This window comes from Achromobacter sp. HNDS-1 (assembly GCF_040084795.1).
Classification (GTDB): domain Bacteria; phylum Pseudomonadota; class Gammaproteobacteria; order Burkholderiales; family Burkholderiaceae_B; genus Achromobacter; species Achromobacter ruhlandii.
Map to the genome: position 1 here is coordinate 4,840,036 of NZ_CP157584.1, position 22,152 is coordinate 4,862,187.

A 22,152-nucleotide genomic window follows, 5' to 3' on the forward strand; every position below is an offset into this window, starting at 1 on the left:
CCCGAACAACATCGAACGGCAAAGCGCTTTAGTCCGCAAAGGCATGATGATCTAGGAGTTCTCAATGAACCTTATCGCTATCCTGGAACAGGAAGAGATTGCCCGCCTGACCGGCGGCCAAGCCAAGCCTGAATTTGCTCCTGGTGACACCGTCATCGTGAGCGTGAACGTCGTTGAAGGCACCCGCAAGCGCGTGCAGGCCTTTGAAGGCGTCGTGATCGCCAAGCGCAACCGCGGCCTGAACTCCGCGTTCACCGTGCGCAAGATTTCGTCGGGTGAAGCCGTGGAACGTACGTTCCAGCTGTACTCGCCGCAAATCGCCGGCATCGAAGTCAAGCGCCGCGGCGACGTGCGCCGCGCCAAGCTGTACTACCTGCGCAACCGCTCGGGCAAGTCGGCGCGTATCAAGGAAAAGCTGGTCAGCAAGCAAGCCTCGGCGGCTTGATCGCTTATCGGCACACGGCCCCACCAGTGTCGGACGCTCACGCCATCCAGCGTTTTCGTTCGGCACGGGTTTCCGGGTTAAAAAGGCACCTGCGAGGGTGCCTTTTTTCTTTTTGAAAAGCCGAATGTCTGATTCCTCGTCTTCTGCGCGGCCGCGCCGGCCGCTGGCGCGTCCCGGGTTCGATCCGGCGTCGCAACCCTGGGTGGTCGCCAACGATTCCCTGCCGGCAGTGCCGGCCGGCCTGCTGACGCCCGACCTGCTGCGCGGCACGCTCAGCCAGCCATCCACCTGGACGCTGGAACTGTCGCGCGACAACGACCTGCGTTATCCCGGGCGCGAGGGCGCGCCGGTTCCCGCCGCCGTGCTGATCCCGTTGGTGACGCGCGACGACGGCGTGCACATCATGCTGACCCAGCGCGCGGCGCACCTGCATGATCACGCGGGCCAGATCAGTTTTCCCGGCGGCCGCATCGAAACCAGCGACGCCACGCCGGTCGCGGCGGCGTTGCGCGAGGCGCAAGAGGAAACCGGTCTGCCGGCCAATCATGTCGAGGTGCTGGGCAGCATGCCCCCGTACCTGACTGCCACCGGTTTTTCGATCATTCCCGTGGTGTCGCTGGTGACGCCCGGGTTCCAGCTGGCGCCGGATGCGTTCGAAGTGGCCGAGGTGTTCGAAGTGCCGTTGGCCTTCCTGATGGATCCGGCCAACCATCGTCTGTACGAGGCGCGGCTGGAGGACGGCCGTGTGCGCCATTATTACGGCATGCCGTATGGCCGGCATTTCATCTGGGGCGCCACCGCGGGCATGCTGCGCAACCTTTACCACTTGCTGCGCAACGGCTTCGAGCCGCGTTGAGACCCCCGCTGGCTGGCGGCTCGCCAGGCCGCTGCCCGCCGCTTTAACTGCCGCGAGCCGATCTGCCCTGCGCCCGCCGATCGGATGGCGCGCGCGCCGCGGCGGTGCCTGCCCGTCAATGGCGCCGCTTGCGCGGGCCACGCCGGGAGGCCGCCAACCGGCGGCTCAATACCGCTGTTGTCCCGCCAGGTTCTCGTCCAGGATGCGCAGGTAGAGCGCGTAGCGGGCCGGGTCGATCGCGCCCGCGTCCAGCGCCGCGACCACGCCGCAGCCTGGCTCATGGCGATGGGTGCAGTTGTAGAAGCGGCAGGATTCGATCGGCTTGGTGAATTCCGGGAAGCCGCGAATGATGTCTTCGCGGCTCAGGTGCTGCAGGCCGAAGGCCTGGAATCCGGGGGAATCGATCAGGTCGCCGCCCGGCGCGGGCAGGTGATAGAGGCGGGTGCTGGTGGTGGTGTGCTTGCCCATGTCCAGCGCGGTCGAGTGCTCGCGGGTGGGCGCGGCGGCATCCGGCACCAGCGCGTTCAGCAGGGTCGACTTGCCCATGCCGCTCTGCCCCAGCAGCAGGTTGGTGCGCCCGGCCAGGCGCGGCGCCAGCAGCGTGTGGACCTTTTCGGGTTCGAGCGCGCTCAGTTCGATGATGTCCACGCCCAGCGCGGCGATCGGCGCCAGGCGCGCGCGGGCGGCGGGCAGCGCGTCGACGATGTCGGTCTTGTTCAGGATGATCAACGGCGCGATGCCGGCGCTCCAGGCGCCGGCCAGCGCGCGGCCGGTGAGATCGTCGGAGAAGGTCGGCTGCACCGCCACCACGATCAGCAACTGGTCGACGTTGGAGGCGAACTGCTTGGACCGCATTTCATCGGAGCGGTACAGCAGGTTGCGGCGCGGCAGGATGGCGTCAATGGCGCCTTCGTCCTGGCCCTGGGGCGTGATGCGGACGCGGTCGCCGACGGCGGCGCCGGCTTTCTTGCCGCGCGGGAAGCATTTGCGCAGGCTGCCATCGGCCAGCTCGACGGTGTAGTGGCGGCCGTGCGCCGCGATGATGCGGCCTTCGTTGGCGGCGTTGGCTGGCGCGCTGCCTTGGGGCGCGTCCTGGAAGGCGGCCTTGTTGCGGTCGTTGCTGCTCATGCCGCAGGCGCCGTCAGGTGGCGGATGCGCACGGCGGCGGGGGGGTGACTATCGTAGAAGGCAGAGTGCACGGGATCGGGCGTCAGGGTGGCGGCGTTGTCGTCGTAGAGCTTGACCAGGGCGGAGACCAGGCGGTCGGGCGAGCTCTGCTCGGCCGCGTAGCGGTCGGCCTCGAACTCGTCGCGGCGCGAGTACCAGCTGGCCAGCGGTGTGAAGACGAAAGTGAAAACAGGAATGGCCAGGAAGAACAGCAGCAGCGCCATGGCGTCGTTGCGGCCGCCCAGCTGCGGCAGCACGCCCAGGCCCACGTAGAACCACGGCTGCTGCGCGACCCATCCCAGGATGGCGAAAAAGCCCAGCGCGGCGGCGAAGCTGAACAGGATGCGCTTGATGATGTGGCGCTTGGCGAAGTGGCCGAGTTCGTGCGCCAGCACGGCTTCGATCTCGTCGGCGTTCAGGCGCGCCAGCAGCGTGTCGAAGAACACGATGCGGCGCGAGCGGCCGAAGCCGGTGAAATAGGCGTTGCCGTGGGCCGAGCGGCGCGAGCCGTCCATCACGAACAGGCCGTTGAGGGCAAAGCCGCAGCGCTGGGCCAGGCGCTGGATGCGGCCGGCCAGTTCGGGATCGGACAGCGGCGTGAACTTGTTGAACAGGGGCGCGATGAACATCGGGTAGACGATAAGCAGCGCCAGGTTGAAGGCGGTCCACAACGCCCAGGCCCAGATCCACCAGTATTGTCCCGCGCTGCCCATCAGCCACAGCACCGCTGCCGCCAGCGGCAGCCCCAGCACCGCGGCCACCAGCAGGCCCTTGGCCGCGTCGGAGATGAACAGCTCGGGCGTCATGCGGTTGAAACCGAAGCGCGCTTCCAGCTTGAACTGCCGCCACAGGGTGAAGGGCAGCCCCAGCAGGCCCAGCAGCAGCGCCACGGCCACCAGCAGCAGCATCTGGCGCAGGAAGTCGTTGCTGGTAAGCTGGCCCACCCACAGGTCGATGAGCTGCAGGCCGCCCATCAGCGTCAGGCAGATCAGCAGGATGGCATCATAGGTGCGTTCGAACATGCCCAGCCTGACCCGGGCCACCGTGTAGTCGGCGGCGCGCTGGTGGCTGGCCAGGCCGATACGGTGGGAGAATTCCGGTGGCACCTGGTCGCGATGGCGCGCCACATGGCGGATCTGGCGGCTGGCCAGCCACATGCGCACGGCGATATCGGTCAGCAGGAAGGCAACGAACAGCAGAGTGAACATGGGCGATGCGGCCTGCTCAAATGGGTATGTGCGAAAATCGCGTGTTTGAAAACGCGTGTTTTATAGGCAAATTATATGGCTGTGAACGAAAACCGCCTGGTCTGGCTGGATATGGAAATGACCGGCCTGGACCCTGAAAAAGAACGCATCATCGAGGTCGCCGTGGTGGTCACCGAGGCCGACCTGACCGTGGTGGCCGAAGGCCCCGTGCTGGTGGTGCATCAGCCCGACAGCCTGCTCGACGCCATGGACAACTGGAACAAATCCACCCATGGCAAGAGCGGCCTGATCGACAAGGTTCGCGCTTCGACGATTTCCGAAGCGCAGGCAGAGGATACGCTGTTGGCGTTTCTCGCGCAGCACGTGCCGGCCGGCAAGTCGCCGCTGTGCGGCAACACCATCAGCCAGGACCGCCGGTTCATGTTTGCTTACATGCCGCGCCTGGAACAGTTTTTCCACTACCGCAATCTGGACGTCAGCACGCTCAAGGAGCTGGCGCGCCGTTGGGCGCCGGCCGTGTACAAGGGATTCGAGAAGAAGAGCCGCCACGAAGCGCTGGCCGACATCTACGAGTCGATCGACGAACTGAAGTACTACCGCGAACACTTCCTGAAGGTGTAAGCCGCCGCCGAGCCGGCGGCGCCCGCCAGCAAGCCGCCATGCCGTCATCCTATCCCGTTGCCGTCATTCGCGCGGCCGAACACGAGGCCCTGGCCCAGGGGCGGCGGCTCATGCCGCTGGCCGGCGCGGCCGCGGCGCGTTTCGTCGCGGCCCGCTACGCGCCGCAAACCAGGGTGCTGGCGCTGGCCGGTCCGGGCAACAATGGCGGCGATGCCCTGGAAGCGGCGACCCGTCTGCTTGAGCTCGGGTACGACTTGCTGGTTGTGCTCCCCTCGGGCCCCCAATCCCTGCCCGCCGACGCCGCGCGGGCCTACGCCGGCTGGATCGCGGCCGGTGGCGTCACCTGCCGGGAATTGACGGCGGATGCGCCGCCGGACCTGGTCATCGACGGCCTGTTCGGCATCGGCCTGAACCGTCCCCTGGGGCCGGCGTGGCAGGCATTGGTGGACCGCGTCAACGCCTGGAATGTGCCCGTGCTGGCGCTGGACGTGCCCAGCGGCATCGACGCCGACACTGGCGCGGCCTTGGGCCGGCCAGTCCGGGCGCGCTGGACGCTGTCCTTCATCGGCCGGGCAAGGGGGCTGGCGCGGGCGGGGGCGGATGTCGTCGGCGAATCCTGCCTGGAGACGCTGGGCGTGACCCTGCCGCGGGCTGGCGAAGGCGTTTGATCTCCGGGGCGCGTCTTTCATCGTCACGAGGCGTCATCGCCGGTATTCCAGATCCGCCGCGCGGCTGGATGGTCCGCGCCGAGGGCAGCGAGGCCCGCTTCGCGTTTCAGGCCGGCCGTCCGCCGAAACGCGTGGCGATGTCGGCGGCCAAAGGGGTGTAGCGCTCATTGTCGCGGCCGGCCAGCGCGTTCAGATGTGCCTCCGAGGCGTCGAACACCTGCCAATAGACGCGCCCGCAGATCTCGCGCGCCGCATGGCCGGGCCAGTCGTCGGGCAGCATGGGGCCGGGCAGGTGCGGGTCGTGCAGCACGATCCGGCGCCAATTGTGCAGCAATATCACGCGGGTGACGAAGGCGTCCGACGGCGACGGCGGGGTCTCCAGCAGTTTTTCCAGCGGTCCGAAATTCCTGCTGAACTGGCGGTACTGTTCGGCCACATCGTCCAGGTTCCAGCACTGCGTGGCCAGGCTGGCTATCGGCAGGCCGCCGGCGCCGGCCAGGTCGCGCGCCGACAGCACCAGCGCCTTGTCCGGAATGCCCAGTTTTTCCAGGATGTCGTGGGCGGCGCGCGCCTCGGTGTGCGGATGGGCGAACAGTCCCGGCGCGATCATGCCGAACCCTTCCCAGACCAGTTCACGGCGCAGTTCCGCGCGCTCGGCGAGCCCGTTGCCGGTGCGCGGCAGCGCCACCAGCGTCCATTGCCCGTTCCATTCCCGCGGCGCGCCCACGTAGATGCGCTGCGACGCGTGCGCCGTGTGGCGCAGGCCCTGCTCGGAAATCAGGTACAGGCTGCGGCGGCCATGGCGCTCGGACTGCAGCCAATTCTGCGCGACCAGCCGGAACACGCTGGTGCGCAACAGGCGTTCGTTGATGCCCAGGGGCGCCAGCAGCTCGATCAGGTCGCCCAGCCAGATGGCGCCGCCGTGCGGCGCCAGGGCGTCCCCCAGCAGGCTGACGCAAAGCGACTTCGCGCGCGGCGGATCGCTTTTGAGCAGGCGTGACAGGTAACGGTCCAGGGGCGACTGAGGGTTTGCCATAAGGGGGGCCGCAAGCGGCCGATATCGGGATCCTGGATATGATACATAAATCCAATGTGATACAGATTTGAGTTTGACAATGGTTTTTTTGTATTAAATAATCCGCCTATGACATGACGGCCCTGCGCGGCGTTCGCTTTGCGCTATCGCAAACCGTCTCAAGGAGACAACCATGTACGCTCAACTCGTCGAAACCGGCGTCAAGCAGGTCAAGACCGCGGACCAGCTCGAAGGCCGCGAACAGACGTTCCAGCGCCGCATCGACGAAGGCGTGCGGATCGAGGCCAAGGACTGGATGCCCGAGGCCTACCGCAAGACCCTGGTGCGCCAGATCTCGCAGCACGCCCACTCCGAAATCGTCGGCATGCTGCCCGAAGGCAACTGGATCACCCGCGCGCCGTCGCTCAAGCGCAAGGCCATCCTGCTGGCCAAGGTGCAGGACGAAGCCGGCCACGGCCTCTACCTCTACAGCGCCGCCGAGACCCTGGGCGTGTCGCGCGACGACCTGATCGACGACCTGCATGCCGGCCGCGCCAAGTACTCCAGCATCTTCAATTACCCCACGCTCAGCTGGGCCGACATCGGCATGATCGGCTGGCTGGTCGACGGCTCGGCCATCATCAACCAGATCCCGCTGTGCCGTTGCTCCTACGGCCCCTACGCCCGCGCCATGGTGCGCGTCTGTAAGGAGGAGTCCTTCCACCAGCGCCAGGGCTACGACCTGCTGATGCAGATGTGCCTGCACGGCACGCCCGAACAGAAGGCGATGGTGCAGGACTCGCTGAACCGCTGGTGGTGGCCGGCGCTCATGATGTTCGGCCCGTCCGACGCCGACTCGCCCAACAGCGCCCAGTCCATGGCCTGGAAGATCAAGCTGTTCTCCAACGACGAGCTGCGCCAGAAGATGGTCGACCAGACCGTGCCGCAGGCCGAATACCTGGGCCTGACCATTCCCGATCCCGAATTGAAGTGGAACGCCGAGCGCGGCCACTACGACTTCGGCGAGATCGACTGGGCCGAGTTCTACGCCGTGCTCAAGGGCAATGGCCCGTGCAACCGCGAGCGCCTGGCGGCGCGCGTCAAGGCGCACGAAGACGGCGCCTGGGTGCGCGAGGCGCTGGTCGCCTACGCCGACAAGCAGGCCGAGCGCAAGGCGGCCTGAGTCCTGGCCGGGCGGCGCCCGGCCTTCCAACTCCTTACTCATCCAATACCCGGGGCGCCACGCGCGCCCGGCATCCGAGGATATCCATCATGAGCAAAGACTGGCCTCTGTGGGAAGTGTTCATCCGCAGCCAGCACGGCCTGGCGCACAAGCACGTCGGCAGCCTGCACGCGCCCGACGCCGAAATGGCGATCAACCACGCCCGCGACGTCTACACCCGCCGCAACGAAGGCCTGAGCATCTGGGTGGTGCGGGCCTCCGACATTTCCGCCAGCAGCCCGGGCGACAAGGATCCCTTGTTCGAGCCGGCCAACAGCAAGGTCTACCGGCATCCCACGTTCTTTCCGATGCCTGAAGAAATCAAGCACATGTAAGGCGGCGGGGGAGACATGGACAAGACTTTCTTCGAATACCTGCTGCGCCTGGGCGACACCACGCTGATCCTGTCGCAACGCCTGGGCGCCTGGACCGGTCACGGTCCGATCCTGGAAGAGGACCTGGCGCTGACCAACACCGCGCTCGACCTGCTGGGCCAGGCCCGCATGTGGCTGACGCTGGCCGGCGAGGTCGAAGGCGCGGGCCGCGACGAAGACGCGCTGGCCTATCTGCGCGATGCCCATCAGTTCCACAATGCGCTGCTGGTCGAGCGGCCCAACGGCAATTACGCCGACACCATGGCGCGCCAGTTCCTGTTCGACGTCTGGCACTACTTCCTCTTGCAGCGCCTGGCGCAATCGTCGGACGAGCGGGTGGCCGGCATCGCCGCCAAGTCGCTCAAGGAAGTGACCTACCACGTGCGCCGTTCGTCGGACATGGTGGTGCGCCTGGGCGATGGCACCGAGACAAGCCACGCCAGGATGCAGGCGGCGATCGACGACGCCTGGCGCTTCACCGGCGAGCTGTTCACCGACGACGCGATCGACCAGGACATGGCGGCGCGCGGCATCGGCTGTGAACTGGCCGCGCTGCGCACGCCCTGGGAACAGCATGTGTGCGAAGTGCTTGAGGAAGCCACGCTGAAGGTGCCCGACGCCGCGGCGGCGAACCATCCGGCCCATAGCGGCGGCCGCCAGGGCCGGCACACCGAGGAACTGGGCTACGTGCTGGCGGAAATGCAGTACCTGCCGCGCGCCTATCCGGGAGCCAAGTGGTGAACGCCGTCGTGCCCGTGTCCATCGAGCAGGTCTACGCCTGGCTGCAGGAGGTCCCCGATCCGGAGATCCCCGTGCTGTCGGTGGTGGACCTGGGCGTGGTGCGGGACGTCGCGTTCGAGGGCGACGCCTGCGTCGTCGTCATCACGCCGACCTACTCCGGCTGCCCCGCGATGCGCGAGATCACCGAAGACATCCGCCAGGTGCTGGCGCGCCACGGCATCGGCGAGGTGCGCGTCGAGACGCGCCTGTCGCCCGCCTGGACCACCGACTGGATGAGCGAGAAGGGCCGCGCCGCGCTCAAGGACTACGGCATCGCCGCGCCCGCGCAACAGGCCATCGACATCTCGGGCATCAGCCGGCGCAACGCCGGGCCCGCCATCGAGTGCCCGCGCTGCGGTTCGCGCGACACGCGCCTGGTCAGCAATTTCGGATCGACCTCGTGCAAGGCGCTGTACCGCTGCGTCAGCTGCCGCGAGCCGTTCGATTACTTCAAGACTCACTGATAGTGGTTTCGAGAATGAGCCTGAACCAATTCCACCCCCTGAAAGTGGCCTCGGTGGCGCGCAACACGCGCGACGCGGTGGTCGTGACATTCGACCTGCCCGACACGCTGGCCGATGAATTCGCCTTCCTGCCGGGGCAGTACCTGACGCTGCGCACGCAGCTCAACGGCGAGGAACTGCGCCGTTCCTATTCGATCTGTTCGGCGCCGCGCGACAAGCTGCTGCGCGTGGCGATCAAGAAGGTCGACGAGGGCGTTTTCTCGAGCTGGGCCAACCACGAGCTGCAGCCGGGCCAGACCCTGGAAGTGATGGCGCCGGCCGGCAACTTCACCGTCGACTTCTCGCCTGAAAACCAGCGCCACTACGTGGCATTCGCCGTCGGCAGCGGCATCACCCCGGTGTTCTCGCTGGTCAAGACCGCGCTGTCGACAGAGCCGAACAGCAAGTTCACCTTGTTCTTCGGCAACCGCGCCTCGTCCGCCGTGCTGTTCCGCGAAGAAATCGAGGACCTGAAGAACCTGTACATGGACCGCTTCTCGCTGGTCTACGTCATGAGCCGTGAAACCCAGGATATCGAGCTGTTCAACGGCCGCCTGGACGGCGACAAGGTCGACCAGCTGATGTCGGCGTGGATGAGCCCCGAGGATATCGACTACGCTTTTGTCTGCGGTCCGCAGACCATGACCGAGAGCGTGGTCGAGCGGCTGCAGGCCCGCGGCATCCCGAAGGCGAACATCAAGTTCGAACTGTTCGGCGCCCCGAAGGGGCCGCGCGCGTTGCGCACGGGGCAGGACGCCCGCCAGGCGCCCGGCAAGGGCCAGTGCGAGGTGACCGTGGTGCAGGACGGCCACAGCCGCAAGTTCGTGATCGACAAGAACAAAGACAGCGTGCTGGATTCGGCGCTGGCGCAGGGCATCGAGCTGCCGTATTCGTGCAAGGGCGGGGTGTGTTCCACCTGCCGCTGCAAGGTGGTCGAGGGCGAAGTGGACATGGATGCCAACTTCGCCCTGGAAGACTACGAAGTGGCGCGAGGCTTTATCCTGAGCTGCCAGAGCTTTCCGGTCAGCGACCGCCTGGTGATCGACTTCGACCAGGAAACCTGACCCGGCGCGCGCCAGTCAGACCCCCATTCCATTTGGAGAGACGCAGTGTCCCAGAAATTCTTCGAACGCCATCAGCCCCTGCTGGAACAAGCCCTGGCCGCCGCCGCGCTGCGCGGCTACTGGAGCCCGTTCGCCGAGTCGCCCAGCCCCCGCAACTATGGCGAGACCGCCAATGACGACGGCCGCGCCGCCTTCGAGGCGCTGCGCGGCAAGCCGTTCCCGCTGAATCTGCACGACGCCGACGGCACCGTCGGCGGCGAAAAGTCGCCCTACGGCTTCGACCTGGGCATCACCTATCCGCACGTGCCCGCCGCCAAGCTGGTGGCCGCATCCAAGCGCGCGCTGCAGGACTGGCGCCGCGCCGGCCCGCAGGCCTGGGTGGGCGTGTCGCTGGAAATCCTGGCGCGCCTGAACAAGCTGAGCTTCGAGATGGCCTACGCCGTGCAGCACACCACCGGCCAGGGCTTCATGATGGCCTTCCAGGCCGGCGGCCCGCACGCGCAGGACCGCGGCTTCGAGGCCGTGGCCTACGCCTGGCAGGAAATGTCGCGCATTCCCGGCGTCGCGATCTGGGAAAAGCCGCAGGGCAAGAACGATCCCATCCGCATGGAAAAGCACTTCACCGTGGTGCCGCGCGGCGTGGCGCTGGTGATCGGCTGCTCGACCTTCCCGACCTGGAACGGCTATCCCGGCCTGTTCGCCAGCCTGGCCACGGGCAACACCGTCATCGTCAAGCCGCACCCGGGCGCGATCCTGCCGCTGGCGCTGACCGTCAAGGTGGCGCGCGAAGTGCTGCAGGAAGCCGGCTTCGATCCGGATGTGGTGCTGCTGGCCGCGCACACCGCCGAGGAAGACACCGCGCGCCAGCTGGCGCTGGATCCCGCGGTCAAGATCATCGACTTCACCGGCAGCACCGCCAACGGCGACTGGCTGGAAAACAATGCCCGCCAGGCGCTGGTCTACACCGAGAAGGCCGGCGTCAACCAGGTCATCATCGATTCGGCCGCCGACCTGAAGGGCGTGGCGCGCAACCTGGCGTTCTCGCTGGCGTTGTATTCGGGCCAGATGTGCACGGCGCCGCAGAACATCTACGTGCCGCGCGACGGCATCCAGACGCCGGAAGGCCGTGTCAGCTTCGATGAGGTCGCCGCCGCCCTGGGCGCCGCGGTCGACAAGCTCGGCGCCGACGCCGCCAAGGCCGTCGAACTGACCGGCGCGATCCAGAACGAAGGCATCGTCGAACGCATCGAGAAGGCCCGCGCGCTGGGCCTGCCGGTGGTGGCCGACAGCAAGACGCTGACGCATCCGCAGTTCGAGAATGCCCGCGTGCGCACGCCGCTGCTGCTGCGCGCCGAGGCCGGCAATCCCGCCATCAGCCAGGAATGGTTCGGCCCGATCGCCTTCGTGGTCGCCACCGATTCCACCGCGCACAGCATCCAGATCGCGCGCGACAGCGTGATCGAGCACGGCGCGTTGTCGCTGTCGGCCTACACCACCAGCAACGAGGTGGCCGAGCAGGTGCAGGAAGCGGCGGAAGAGTCCGGCGTGTCGCTGTCGCTGAACCTGACCGGCGCGGTGTTTGTCAACCAGACCGCGGCATTCAGCGACTTCCACGGCACCGGCGCCAACCCGGCGGCCAACGCGGCGCTGTCCGACTCGGCCTACGTGTCCAACCGCTTCCGCGTGGTGCAGACGCGCCGTCACATCTGAGCGGTGGACCGGACATGACCTACCAAGACATCCAATTCGAACTGGCCGACGGCATCGCCCGCCTGACGCTGAACCGTCCGGACAAGCTCAACAGCTTCACCGCCAACATGCACGCTGAAGTGGCGGATGCGCTGACCCGCGTCGAGACCGAGGGCGCGCGCGTGCTGGTGCTGACCGGCGCCGGCCGCGGCTTTTGCGCCGGCCAGGACCTGAGCGAGCGCAAACCCGCGCCCGACGGCACGCCGCCCGACCTGGGCGAGACCGTCGACAAGTTCTACGCGCCGCTGGTGCGGCGCCTGAACGCGCTGCCGCTGCCGGTGGTGGTCGGGGTCAACGGCGTGGCGGCGGGGGCGGGCGCCAACCTGGCATTTGCCGGCGACATCGTCATCGCCAAGGAATCGGCCAATTTCATCCAGTCGTTCTGCAAGCTGGGGCTGATCCCCGACACGGGTGGCACCTTCGTGCTGCCGCGCCTGGTGGGCCGCGCCCGCGCCTTGGGGCTGGCGATGCTGGGCGACAAGCTCAGCGCGCGCCAGGCCGAGGCCTGGGGCCTGATCTGGCAATGCGTGGCCGACGACGCGTTCGACGCCACGCTGGAGAACCTGGCGCAGCATTTCTCGCGCGCGCCGACCAAGGGCCTGGCCTTCACCAAGCGCGCCTTGCAGGCCAGCCTGGGCAACGACCTGGCGACCCAGCTGGACTTGGAGCGCGACATGATGCGCGAACTGGGCCGCAGCGCCGACTACGCCGAAGGCGTGGCCGCGTTCCTGGGCAAGCGCGAACCGCGGTTCAAGGGGCAATGATGAGCAGCACGCACGTTCCGCCCGTCGAGGCGCCGACCGATCCGCAGGAACTGGCGCAGGCCGTGGGCACGGTGATGTACGCCGGCGACGCGGCCTCGCAGGGCCTGGACATGAAGGTCGAGGAGATGGCGCCCGGTTATGCGCGCCTGACCATGCGGGTGCGTCCCGACATGCTCAACGGCCACAAGACCTGCCATGGCGGCTTCATCTTCGCGCTGGCCGACAGCGCCTTCGCCTTTTCCTGCAATTCGCGCAACGTCAGCACCGTGGCGTCGGGCTGCACCATCGATTACCTGGCCCCCGGCTTCGAGGGCGACCTGCTGACCGCGGTGGCGCAGGAGCGCTCGCTGGCCGGACGCACCGGGGTGTACGACGTGACGGTCACCAACCAGGATGGCCGCAACGTCGCCCTGTTCCGGGGCCGGTCCTATCGCATCAAGGGGCAGATCGTCGGCACGCCGGCCGAGGCTTGAACGCGTCAACCAACCAGAGACAAGACCACCGGCCGAGGCGGGCGCGCGGCGCGCCCCCCGGATCGGAGGATGCATTCCAGGAGAGAGATAACCATGTCCAACACCATGAGCAAGCCGGGGCTGGACCCCATCGAGCATGCCAGCCAGGATGAGCTGCGCGCGCTGCAGCTCGAGCGCCTGAAGTGGTCGCTCAAGCACGCCTACGAGAACGTGCCGCACTACAAGAAGGCGTTTGACGAGATCGGCGTGCATCCGGACGACCTGAAGCAGCTGTCCGACATTTCGAAGTTCCCGTTCACCACCAAGAAGGAACTGCGCGAGAACTATCCGTTCGGCATGTTCGCGGTGCCGCGCGAGCGCATCTCGCGCATCCACGCCTCCAGCGGCACGACCGGCAAGCCGACCGTGGTGGGCTACACCCAGCGCGACCTGGACAACTGGGCCAACCTGGTGGCGCGCTCGATCCGCGCGGCCGGCGGCAAGCCCGGCGACACGGTGCACGTGGCCTACGGCTACGGCCTGTTCACCGGCGGCCTGGGCGCGCATTACGGCGCCGAACGCCTGGGTTGCACCGTCATCCCGATGTCGGGCGGGCAGACCGAAAAGCAGGTGCAGCTGATCAACGATTTCCGTCCGGACATCATCATGGTCACGCCCTCCTATTTCTGCAATATTCTGGAGGAGCAGCGCCGCCAGGGGATTGATCCGCGTCAAAGTTCGCTGCGCATCGGCATCTTCGGCGCCGAGCCCTGGACCGGGCAGATGCGCGCCGATATCGAGGCCGAGGCCGGCATCGACGCGGTCGACATCTATGGCCTGTCCGAAGTGATGGGCCCGGGCGTGGCCAGCGAGTGCGTCGAGACCAAGGACGGCCCGGTGGTGTGGGAAGACCACTTCTACGCCGAGATCATCAATCCGGACACGGGCGAGCCCGTGGCAGACGGCGAGCCGGGCGAGCTGGTGTTCACCTCGCTCACCAAGGAAGCGATGCCCATCATCCGCTACCGCACCCGCGACCTGACCCGCCTGTTGCCGCCCACGGCGCGCAGCATGCGCCGCATCGGCAAGATCACCGGCCGCAGCGATGACATGCTGATCGTGCGCGGCGTGAACATGTTCCCGACCCAGGTCGAGGAACTGGTGCTCAAGATCGCGCAACTGGCGCCGCATTATCAGTTGGTGCTGTCGCGCACCGGCAATATGGACGAGCTCGAGATCCTGACGGAAGTCCGCGCCGAGTTCTCGACCCTGTCGGACGCCGAGCGCGCCGCGCTGGGCAAGCAGCTGCAGCATGCGGTCAAGACGCACATCGGTGTCAGCGCCCGCATCCAGGTGTCGGACGCCGGCCACGTCGAGCGCACGCTGACCGGCAAGGCCCGCCGCGTGATCGACAAGCGCCCCAAGGGCTGAGCGCGCTGCGCGTCCCCGCCCGCCGGCAACGGGGCGGGGGCGGCCACACCGCCTTGAAAAAAAGCAGCCCTCGGGCTGCTTTTTTTTGCACTGTCGCTGTCCGTCGGGCGCGCCGTCAGGCCTGGCGCGCCACGTCGCGCACGATGTGGCGGTACCAGAAGTGCAGCAGCGTGGCCGACAGCGCCAGGCCGACCATGGCCATCAGCCACATGCTGCCCGCCCCCTGCGGCGAGCCGGGCACCAGGATCTCGCGCAGCCCGTCCAGGCCGCCGCGGCCCGGTCCGAAGCCGAACCACCAGCCGCCGACCAGGCCGACGCCGGCCAGCGCCACTGTCTGCAGCAGCAGCGGCACCACCGCGACCTTATAGGCCCGCAGCAGGTAGGAGTTGATGCACTGCATGGAGTCGAACAGGTGGAATAGCGGCAGCACCGCCAGCAGCGTGGTCGCCACCGCGGCCACCTGGGAATTATCGGTGTAGGCCGCCAGGATCAGCGGGCGACCGGCCAGCAGCACTACCGCGGTCAGCAGGGCGCCCATCAGCCCCAGCGCCAGGCCCGCCATGCCGGTGCGGTGGGCATGCGCCAGGTTGCCCGCGCCGATCGCCTGCGCCGTCAGGGCGGCGGTGGCCACGCCCAGCGCCATCGGCATCATGTAGCACAATGCCGCCAGGTTCGACATGATCTGGTGGCCGCCGGTCACGAAGGTGCCTTCGCGTGCCACCAGCAGGGCCATGAAGGTGAAGGCCGACACTTCGACCAGGTAGGATCCGCCCATGGGAATGCCCAGGCGCAGCAGTTCTTTCAGCGTCTTCCAGTCGGGCCGGCCGACGTGCAGGTGAAAACGGCGGTAATAGCGGTCGTGGGTGATGACCCACAGGCCCAGCCCCAGGCTCATCCACGACACCACGGCGGTCGCCAGCCCGGCGCCGGTGGCGCCCATCGCCGGCAGGCCCAGGCTGCCGTAGATGAACAGCCAGTTAAAGAAGGCCTTGAAACCGATGGCGGTGAGGTTGATCGCCATCACCAGCTTGGGCCGCGAGACCGAGGTGCCGAGCGCGTAGATGGTGCGGAACACCAGCGCGGCCGGCAGCGCCAGGATCAGCGCCCGCAGGTACGAGGCGATGCGCTCGCGAACGCCGGGATCGACGTCGCCCGACATCGATAGCCAGAAATCCGGAAACAGCATCAGGATGGCGCCCACCGCCGACAGGCCCAACGCCAGCCACACGCCCTGGCCCCAACTGCGGCCGACTTCGCGATTGTTGCCGGCGCCGAAGTGCTGCGCCAGGATCGGGATGAGGGCGTGAACCACGCCCATCAGGCCCACGAAGACGGTGATGTAGATCGACGCGGACAGCGCCATTGCCGCCAGGTCGTTGGCACTGGCGTGACCAGTCATGGCGGTGTCCAGCACGCCGAACGAGATGCCGGCCCATTGGCTCACCAGGACCGGCCACGCCTGTTTGGCGATGTTGCGCAGGGTGGCGCCGAAACCGGGCACCGCCGGTTGGGCGGGCGTCATCGGTTGGGGCCGACTCGCAACAGGCGGAACACTTCTTGGCGGTCGGCGCGGCGTCCGCCCTGCCACAGCACGTCGGCGCTGTCGCTGTAGGCGGCGGTGTTGTCGCGCAAGCTCTGGTTGGTGGTCTGCTGCAGCACCAGCGTGCACTTCGAATCGAACGTGAACGTCAGGTTATTGAAGATCAGGAACGAGGCGCGCTGGCCGCTGCCCAGGCTCAGGCCGCGCACGCATTCGCCCGGCCGGATGTTCTGTTCAATTGCCTGCGCCAGTTCGCCGGATACCGTGCGGTAGCTGCGGGCGTAGTCGACCGCCGGCTGCCACAGCAGCACCAGCAGGATCCAGGTAACGGTCAGGCCGCCGGCCGATAGCACGGTGCCGCGCCACAGCGCCTGGGGCTTGACCCGCAGGCGCCAGACCACCAGCGCGATCCAGCCGATGGTGAAGGCCACGCCCAGGGCGAAGGCGGTCCAGGAAATGACGGGTTCGTAGCCGGTGGTCTGGCGGCCGATGTTGCGGGCGATCTGCGCCGGCCATTGAAAGTGCAGCGCGACCCAGCCGAGCCAGGCCGTGGCCGCCGTCAGCGAAAAACACATCACCGCGAACCAGTCCAGCGTATTGACCACGCCGCGCCGCAAGGTCGGCAGCGAGAACGCGCCCAGCACGGCGCAGGGCACGGCCATCAGCACGTATTCGGAGTCGCTGGCTTCGTCGAGCCCGAACAGCGTCAGCGCCGCGAACACCAGCAGCATCAGCGGCAGCCAGATGTGCGGCGCATAGATCCAGGCGCGCCAGCGCCAGATGGCCACCAGCGCCAGCGGCCAGGTGGGCCACAGGTACCAGGGCAGGTCGCGCAGCGTGCGGCCGACATCGTGCCAGGACGGCACCGCGAACGAGGACAGGTTCCAGCTCTTCCAGTTGCGGATCCAGTATTCGCTGCTGTGGCTGGCGGGGATCCACCAGGCCAGGATCAACGCGGCGGCCAGCAGGGCGGCCCACGGCAGCCAGCGCTTGCACTTCCACAGCGGGCCGCGCGGATAGAACGCCAGCAGGGCGGCGACCATGATCGGCAGGGCGCCGACCCAGCCGCGCGTCAGGAAGCTGGCGGCCAGCGCGATACCCAGGGTGGTGGAGCCGGTGAACGGGCGATCGACGGTGCGCGCCAGCGAGTAGAAGGCCAACGCCTGGCAGGCCATGATGGCCGGCACGACCGTGGTTTCATGGGTGCGCTGCAGGATGCCGACGGTGGCCAGCAGCAGCAGCAAGGCGGCGTCGGCCAGCATGCGGCCGTAGTCGCGCGGTTCCGGCTCGCCGCCGAAGGGCAGCGCCAGCGGTTGGGCCTCGGCGCGGCGGCCGAGCAGATAGGTGCCATACCAGACGCTCATCGCCGTGATGCCGAACCACAGCAGGTTTGGCAGGCGGCCGGCGGTGATGTCGCCGATGAAGGGGCCGAACAGCCAGATGCAGATCGCGCCGATCCAGGTGATCAGCGGGCCTTCCTCGGCATGCGCCAGGTGCCCCACTTGCGGCAGCAGCCAGGTGATCCCACCCTCGCGGATGGCGGTGATCATCGTCGCCAGGCCGACCGCGTCGTCGGTTTTCCACGGGTCGCGCATGAACAGGCCGGCAACGATGTATGCCAGCGCCAGCCCGAGCAGGATCAGCCTGGGCAGTTTTGCGGTGGCCACGGACGTCAGCCGGGCCGGAGTGGAAATGGAAAGTGGGGACACGGGCGTTAATGTAACCGAGAGATCGGGAAGCGCCAGCCCCCGGCGGCCCGACGAGCAGGGTCAGGGGAAAAAAAAGCAGCCCGGAGGCTGCCTTTTTGCTGTGACTCCCGTAGGAGCAACAGGATCAGGAAGCGGACTTGACCGTGCCAGCGGTGCGGGCGAAACGGGCGCGGAACTTTTCCACGCGGCCGGTCTCGACGATGCGCGTCTGGGCGCCCGTGTAGAACGGGTGCGATTCGGAGGTCACGTCGCACTTGAAGAGCGGGTACGTCTTGCCATCGAGTTCGATGGTTTCACGCGTCTGGACGGTCGAGCGGGTGATGAACTTGCTGCCCGTTTGCAGGTCGGCGAAGACGACTTCGCGGTATTCGGGGTGAATGCCTTCTTTCATGGTGCTTTCCTAGGACTCCCAAGGGAGTCATGTCAAAAGTTAGGGTCGCCAGCACGAACCGCTTTCAGGCGTTCTTGCCACGTATCCGAAAAGTAACTGCGCATTCTAGCATGGGAATCGCCGGCAGGGGCGCGCAGTCCGGGCCGCTCTGTCAGGGAGCGCCCGGCTTTTCATCTGGGGACGGATGATGTCGCCGATCACAGATCGGTGCGCAGTTTCCAGATCTCCGGGAACAGCACCACTTCCAGCATGCGCCGCAGATAATCCACGCCAGAAGTGCCGCCGGTGCCGCGCTTGAAGCCGATGACGCGCTCGACCGTGGTGACGTGGCGGAAACGCCACAGGCGGAAGGCGTCTTCCAGATCGGTCAGCTTTTCGCCCAGCTGGTACAGGTCCCAGTAGCGCTCGGTGTCACGGTAGACCGTCAGCCAAGCCTGCTCGACGCCTTCCGAGGCCTGGTAGGGCTGGGTCCAGTCGCGCTCCAGGCGGTCCGCCGGCACCGCCACGCCGTGCCGCGCCAGCAGGCGCAGCGATTCGTCGTACAGCGAGGGCGCCTCGTAAGCGCGCTGCACCTGCGCCAGCAGGTCGGCGCGGTGCGCGTGCGGCTTGAGCATGGCGGCGTTCTTGTTGCCCAGCAGGAATTCGATCTGGCGGTACTGGTAGCTCTGGAAGCCGCTGGAGCGCGCCAGGTAGGGACGCAGGGCGGAGTACTCGGGCGGCGTCATGGTCGCCAGCACGTCCCAGGCGTGGACCAGCTGTTCCATGATCTTGCTGACCCGCGCCAGCATCTTGAAGGCCGGCTGCGGACGGTCCGCCGCCAGGTTGGCGATGGCGCCGCGCAGCTCATGCAGCATCAGCTTCATCCAGAGTTCGCTGGTCTGGTGCTGGATGATGAACAGCATTTCGTTGTGCTCGGGCGACAGCGGGTGCTGCGCGCCCAGCAGTTCGTCCAGGTGCAGGTAATCGCCGTAGGTCATGTCGCGCGTGAAATCCAGCTGCGCTTTTTCCTCGTGGACAATGTCTTCGGGGCGTTGGGCTTGGCTCATGCGAGGCCTCCCTGGCAGGGCGGGGCGGCGCGGCGGGCGGACGCGGGCAGGCTGCGCCAGCCGTTGAACGGCAGGCGGGCGCAGGCGAGCGCCATGCGCGGGTTGAGCGGTGTGGTCATGATCTTGCTTCTCGAATGGGGACGGCCGGACGGGCGGCGTGAACGTCGCGCCGCGTTGCGCACGGCCGGCCCGTGGCCGGTGTTTCAGCCCAATTCGCGCAGGACGGCGCGCACCGGGCTGGCGTCAGCCTGGATCAAAGCCAGCGGCAGTGCGATCAGTTCGTAATCGCCCTCCGGCACATCGTCGAGCACCAGATTCTCCAGTACTCGCATGTCGTGCCGCAGGATGGTGTGATGGCTGTCCAGGGTCTTGCTGGACGCGGGGTCGATGCTGGGGGTATCCAGCCCGATCAGCATGACGCCGCGTTCGGCCAGCCATTCGATGGTCTGGGGCGCGTAGGCCGAGAAGTCGTCCGTCCACCACTCCTGCGCGGCATGCTTGGCGGTACGCACCAGGACGCGCGGGGGCAGATTGTTGGCGGCGTGGAGCAGGTGCTCCGGCGTGATCACGGGGCCGCAGTCGATGGCATGGATGACGCGACAGGGCCCCAGGAAGGGTTCGAGCGAGACCGCGCCGATGGCGGCGGCGCCGTTCTGGTAGTGCAGCGGCGCATCGGCGTGCGCGCCCACGTGGGGCGACAGCGTGATTTCGCTGACGTTGACCGGACAGCCGGGCGCGAGCGACCACTTCCATTCCTGGCGATACGGGGTATCGCCGGGAAACACGGGCGAGGCCGTGGACACGGGAGGGGAGATATCCCACAGGCGTTTCATGGAAGGCGCGGATCGCGAAAGCGGAATTAGGTTAAGCCTAAAGCAATATCGGGCCGTAGTCTAACGAATTCCCGCAGGGCGCGCAGCCCCTCAGATGCGGCCGAGTTCCGCCATCGAGCTGACCGCGTCGCCGGCGACGATCAGGTGGTCGACCAGGGCGACATCCACCAGCGCCAGCGCTTGCTTGAGGTGACGCGTGAAGGCCAGGTCGGCGGCGCTCGGCTCGGCCAGCCCGGAAGGGTGGTTGTGCGCCACGATCAGCGCGGCGGCGTGATGCCGCAGGGCCTCGCGCACGACTTCGCGCGGATACACCGAGGCCTGCGATAGCGTGCCGCGGGCCAGTTCGCCGCTGGCGATCAGCCGCAGTTGGCTGTCCAGGTACAGCGCGATGCAGTGCTCGACACGGCGGTGCGCCAGCGTGACCCGGCAGTATTGTTTGACCCGCGAGGGGTGGTCGAGCGTGCTGTCGCGCGCCAGTTCTTCTTCGATCGCGCGCTTGGCCATCTCCAGGATGGCCGCCAGGGCGCAGGCCTTGGCCGAGCCCAGGCCGGGAACCGCCTGCAGTTCCTCCGGGGAGGCGCCCAGCAGCCCGCGCAGGCCGTGGAAACGGTCCAGCAATTGGCAGGAAAGATCCAGCACATTCAGGCCCGGCACCCCTGTGCGCAGGGCGATGGCCAGCAGTTCGGCATTTTGTAACGCCGAGGCGCCCAGGCGCAGCAGGCGCTCTCGGGGACGGTCGGCTTTGGGCACCCGCGCAGACAATTTCATAAGAGGCTCTAAAATCAGGGTTTATTTACTGTCTGAATACGGTGGCAGATCTTGAGCATCGCCTCTAACGAAGTGAACGTTTTGGTCCGTCCGGACTCCTACCTGACGCTGAACTACCGCATCACGCTGGCCTCCGGGCCGGGCGAGGGCTCGGTGTTCACCGACACCTTCGACGGCCGTCCCGCGACCCTGCAGATGGGTAGCGGCCAGTGGGCGCCGGGCCTGGAGGCCGCCTTGCTGGGCAAGGCCGAGGGCGACCGCTTCAGCGTCACGCTGGAGCCGGCCGACGCTTATGGCGAGCGCAATCCCGACCTGATCCAGCGCGTCACCCGCAAGATGCTCGCCGAGCACGCCGGCGCCGACGCGACCTTCGAGCCGGGCGACCTGGTCGAATTCGCCGCGCCCAACGGCGGCCGCTATTCGGGCGTCCTGAAGGAAATCAACGAGGAATCGGCGCTGTTCGATTTCAACCACCCGCTCGCGGGCGTGCGGTTGCGGGTCGACGTGGCGCTGCTGGGAGTTCTCTGATGAGCCAGGTCGTACCTGTCACCGCCGCCGATGCCGAAGTCGTGCTGGCCCAGCCGCGCGGCTTCTGTGCCGGCGTCGATCGCGCCATCGATATCGTCGAGCGCGCGCTCGAACTGCACGGCGCGCCGATCTACGTGCGCCACGAGATCGTCCATAACCGCTATGTGGTCGAAGACCTGCGCGCCAAGGGCGCCATCTTCATCGACGAACTCGACGACGCGCCCAAGGGCGCCATCGTGGTGTTCTCGGCCCACGGCGTGTCCAAGGCGGTGCGGGCCGAAGCCGAGGCGCGCGGGCAGCAGGTGTTCGACGCCACCTGCCCGCTGGTGACCAAGGTGCATATCGAGGTGGCGCGCATGCGCGCGGCCGGCCGCGAGATCATCATGATCGGCCACAAGGGCCATCCGGAGGTCGAAGGCACGCTGGGCCAGGCCCAGGGCGGCATGTACCTGGTCGAGACGGTCGAGGACGTGGCCGGCCTGCAGGTCACCGATCCCGAGAATCTGGCGTACGTCACGCAGACCACGCTGTCGGTGGACGACGCCGCCGCCGTGTCCAAGGCGCTGAAGGCGCGCTTTCCCAGCATTGTCGAGCCCAAGAAAAGCGACATCTGCTACGCCACCCAGAACCGCCAGGACGCGGTCAAGGTGCTGGCGCCCGAATGCGACCTGGTGCTGGTGGTGGGCAGCCCCAACAGTTCCAATTCCAACCGCCTGCGCGAAGTGGCGGACCGCAAGGGCGTGGCGTCCTACCTGATCGACGGCGCGCATTCCATCGACCCGGCCTGGCTCGAGGGCCGCAAGCGCATCGGCGTGACCGCTGGCGCTTCGGCGCCCGAGGTGCTGGTGCAGCAGGTCATCGCGCGGGTCAAGGAACTGGGCGCGGTGTCGGTGCGCACCATGCCGGGCCTGGAAGAGAACGTGGCGTTCCCGCTGCCCAAGGGCCTGTCGCGCAAGGCCGTGCAGACCGAATCGCTGGAATAGTCGCGGCGCCCCGCCGCGGGCGTCGCGCCGAACAA

At 67.3% G+C, this 22,152-nt stretch carries 25 protein-coding genes; 15 read left to right on the top strand and 10 right to left on the bottom strand.

All coding sequences use genetic code 11. The annotated features are described in order from the left end of the window. Window positions 1-64: 64 nt before the first annotated feature. Window positions 65-445, top strand: coding sequence for a 50S ribosomal protein L19 (gene rplS, locus ABFG95_RS22310; protein ID WP_006218237.1), 381 nt, complete (start codon window positions 65-67; stop codon window positions 443-445). Between the two features lie 124 nt (window positions 446-569). Next, a complete protein-coding gene (locus tag ABFG95_RS22315) occupies window positions 570-1,301 on the top strand; it encodes a CoA pyrophosphatase (protein WP_049072377.1) in 732 nt (243 codons plus the stop codon). A gap of 165 nt (window positions 1,302-1,466) precedes the next feature. On the opposite strand, the gene rsgA is transcribed toward ABFG95_RS22315, so the two are convergent. Then, window positions 1,467-2,429: a ribosome small subunit-dependent GTPase A gene (gene rsgA / locus ABFG95_RS22320; protein WP_059269608.1), complete on the bottom strand. Its 963-nt coding sequence runs from the start codon at window positions 2,427-2,429 to the stop codon at window positions 1,467-1,469. Then, the gene (locus tag ABFG95_RS22325) at window positions 2,426-3,676 is read right to left on the bottom strand and encodes a M48 family metallopeptidase (protein ID WP_049072380.1); all 1,251 of its coding nucleotides are present in this window, start codon (window positions 3,674-3,676) and stop codon (window positions 2,426-2,428) included. Before ABFG95_RS22325 ends, rsgA begins: the two co-directional genes overlap by 4 nt. Window positions 3,677-3,751: 75 nt before the next feature. Between ABFG95_RS22325 and orn the strand changes: the two genes are divergently transcribed. Both orn and ABFG95_RS22335 read left to right on the top strand, forming a co-directional pair. After that, window positions 3,752-4,297: an oligoribonuclease gene (orn, locus tag ABFG95_RS22330; protein ID WP_049072382.1), complete on the top strand. Its 546-nt coding sequence runs from the start codon at window positions 3,752-3,754 to the stop codon at window positions 4,295-4,297. Window positions 4,298-4,335: 38 nt separating this feature from the next. Then, window positions 4,336-4,965: an NAD(P)H-hydrate epimerase gene (locus tag ABFG95_RS22335; protein ID WP_278991572.1), complete on the top strand. Its 630-nt coding sequence runs from the start codon at window positions 4,336-4,338 to the stop codon at window positions 4,963-4,965. Between the two features lie 106 nt (window positions 4,966-5,071). Here ABFG95_RS22335 and paaX read toward each other — a convergent pair whose 3' ends face one another. Next, window positions 5,072-6,001, bottom strand: coding sequence for a phenylacetic acid degradation operon negative regulatory protein PaaX (paaX, locus tag ABFG95_RS22340; protein WP_049072386.1), 930 nt, complete (start codon window positions 5,999-6,001; stop codon window positions 5,072-5,074). A 172-nt stretch (window positions 6,002-6,173) separates the two neighbouring features. On the opposite strand from paaX, the gene paaA reads away from it, so the two are divergent. From paaA to paaK, 9 genes are all read left to right on the top strand, one after another. Further along, entirely contained in the window at window positions 6,174-7,163 is a 990-nt protein-coding gene (paaA, locus tag ABFG95_RS22345) for a 1,2-phenylacetyl-CoA epoxidase subunit PaaA (protein ID WP_049072388.1), read from the top strand. An 89-nt stretch (window positions 7,164-7,252) separates the two neighbouring features. Further along, a complete protein-coding gene (paaB, locus tag ABFG95_RS22350) occupies window positions 7,253-7,537 on the top strand; it encodes a 1,2-phenylacetyl-CoA epoxidase subunit PaaB (RefSeq protein ID WP_006388300.1) in 285 nt (94 codons plus the stop codon). Window positions 7,538-7,552: 15 nt separating this feature from the next. Further along, window positions 7,553-8,317 carry a 1,2-phenylacetyl-CoA epoxidase subunit PaaC gene (gene paaC, locus ABFG95_RS22355; RefSeq protein ID WP_059269611.1) on the top strand — a complete coding sequence of 255 codons (765 nt, stop codon included), beginning with the start codon at window positions 7,553-7,555 and terminating at the stop codon, window positions 8,315-8,317. Further along, entirely contained in the window at window positions 8,311-8,820 is a 510-nt protein-coding gene (gene paaD, locus ABFG95_RS22360; protein ID WP_171904993.1) for a 1,2-phenylacetyl-CoA epoxidase subunit PaaD, read from the top strand. Before paaC ends, paaD begins: the two co-directional genes overlap by 7 nt. Before the next feature lie 14 nt (window positions 8,821-8,834). Continuing rightward, on the top strand, window positions 8,835-9,923 hold the full coding sequence (paaE, locus tag ABFG95_RS22365) for a 1,2-phenylacetyl-CoA epoxidase subunit PaaE (RefSeq protein WP_054501431.1): 1,089 nt from the start codon (window positions 8,835-8,837) through the stop codon (window positions 9,921-9,923). Window positions 9,924-9,968: 45 nt separating this feature from the next. Continuing rightward, entirely contained in the window at window positions 9,969-11,633 is a 1,665-nt protein-coding gene (gene paaN / locus ABFG95_RS22370; protein ID WP_054416865.1) for a phenylacetic acid degradation protein PaaN, read from the top strand. A gap of 14 nt (window positions 11,634-11,647) precedes the next feature. After that, the gene (gene paaG / locus ABFG95_RS22375) at window positions 11,648-12,436 is read left to right on the top strand and encodes a 2-(1,2-epoxy-1,2-dihydrophenyl)acetyl-CoA isomerase PaaG (protein WP_049072391.1); all 789 of its coding nucleotides are present in this window, start codon (window positions 11,648-11,650) and stop codon (window positions 12,434-12,436) included. Then, window positions 12,436-12,909 (top strand): hydroxyphenylacetyl-CoA thioesterase PaaI, encoded by a 474-nt coding sequence (gene paaI / locus ABFG95_RS22380; protein ID WP_049072392.1) that lies wholly within the window; start codon window positions 12,436-12,438, stop codon window positions 12,907-12,909. Before paaG ends, paaI begins: the two co-directional genes overlap by 1 nt. 93 nt (window positions 12,910-13,002) lie before the next feature. Continuing rightward, window positions 13,003-14,319 carry a phenylacetate--CoA ligase PaaK gene (gene paaK, locus ABFG95_RS22385; protein ID WP_049072393.1) on the top strand — a complete coding sequence of 439 codons (1,317 nt, stop codon included), beginning with the start codon at window positions 13,003-13,005 and terminating at the stop codon, window positions 14,317-14,319. A 115-nt stretch (window positions 14,320-14,434) separates the two neighbouring features. Here the strand turns inward: paaK and ABFG95_RS22390 are convergent, their stop codons facing one another. The 7 genes from ABFG95_RS22390 to radC all read right to left on the bottom strand — a co-directional run bounded on the left by ABFG95_RS22390 (window position 14,435) and on the right by radC (window position 20,606). Beyond that, on the bottom strand, window positions 14,435-15,841 hold the full coding sequence (locus ABFG95_RS22390) for an MATE family efflux transporter (RefSeq protein WP_049072394.1): 1,407 nt from the start codon (window positions 15,839-15,841) through the stop codon (window positions 14,435-14,437). Then, window positions 15,838-17,568 carry a hypothetical protein gene (locus tag ABFG95_RS22395; protein WP_063581892.1) on the bottom strand — a complete coding sequence of 577 codons (1,731 nt, stop codon included), beginning with the start codon at window positions 17,566-17,568 and terminating at the stop codon, window positions 15,838-15,840. The genes ABFG95_RS22390 and ABFG95_RS22395 overlap by 4 nt, the downstream gene beginning before the upstream one ends. Before the next feature lie 124 nt (window positions 17,569-17,692). Then, a complete protein-coding gene (locus tag ABFG95_RS22400; protein ID WP_006388310.1) occupies window positions 17,693-17,959 on the bottom strand; it encodes a type B 50S ribosomal protein L31 in 267 nt (88 codons plus the stop codon). Between the two features lie 197 nt (window positions 17,960-18,156). Then, window positions 18,157-19,005 carry a tryptophan 2,3-dioxygenase gene (gene kynA, locus ABFG95_RS22405; protein WP_054501427.1) on the bottom strand — a complete coding sequence of 283 codons (849 nt, stop codon included), beginning with the start codon at window positions 19,003-19,005 and terminating at the stop codon, window positions 18,157-18,159. After that, window positions 19,002-19,124, bottom strand: coding sequence for a hypothetical protein (locus tag ABFG95_RS22410; RefSeq protein WP_257721421.1), 123 nt, complete (start codon window positions 19,122-19,124; stop codon window positions 19,002-19,004). The genes kynA and ABFG95_RS22410 overlap by 4 nt, the downstream gene beginning before the upstream one ends. Window positions 19,125-19,208: 84 nt before the next feature. Then, complete coding sequence (gene kynB, locus ABFG95_RS22415) at window positions 19,209-19,838, bottom strand: arylformamidase (RefSeq protein ID WP_348994948.1); 630 nt, start codon at window positions 19,836-19,838, stop codon at window positions 19,209-19,211. 90 nt (window positions 19,839-19,928) lie between these two features. Further along, window positions 19,929-20,606 (bottom strand): DNA repair protein RadC, encoded by a 678-nt coding sequence (radC, locus tag ABFG95_RS22420; RefSeq protein ID WP_175144369.1) that lies wholly within the window; start codon window positions 20,604-20,606, stop codon window positions 19,929-19,931. A gap of 51 nt (window positions 20,607-20,657) precedes the next feature. Between radC and ABFG95_RS22425 the strand changes: the two genes are divergently transcribed. Beyond that, entirely contained in the window at window positions 20,658-21,134 is a 477-nt protein-coding gene (locus ABFG95_RS22425; protein ID WP_080977348.1) for a peptidylprolyl isomerase, read from the top strand. Beyond that, window positions 21,134-22,117: a 4-hydroxy-3-methylbut-2-enyl diphosphate reductase gene (ispH, locus tag ABFG95_RS22430; protein WP_059269614.1), complete on the top strand. Its 984-nt coding sequence runs from the start codon at window positions 21,134-21,136 to the stop codon at window positions 22,115-22,117. The genes ABFG95_RS22425 and ispH overlap by 1 nt, the downstream gene beginning before the upstream one ends. Window positions 22,118-22,152: the final 35 nt, after the last annotated feature.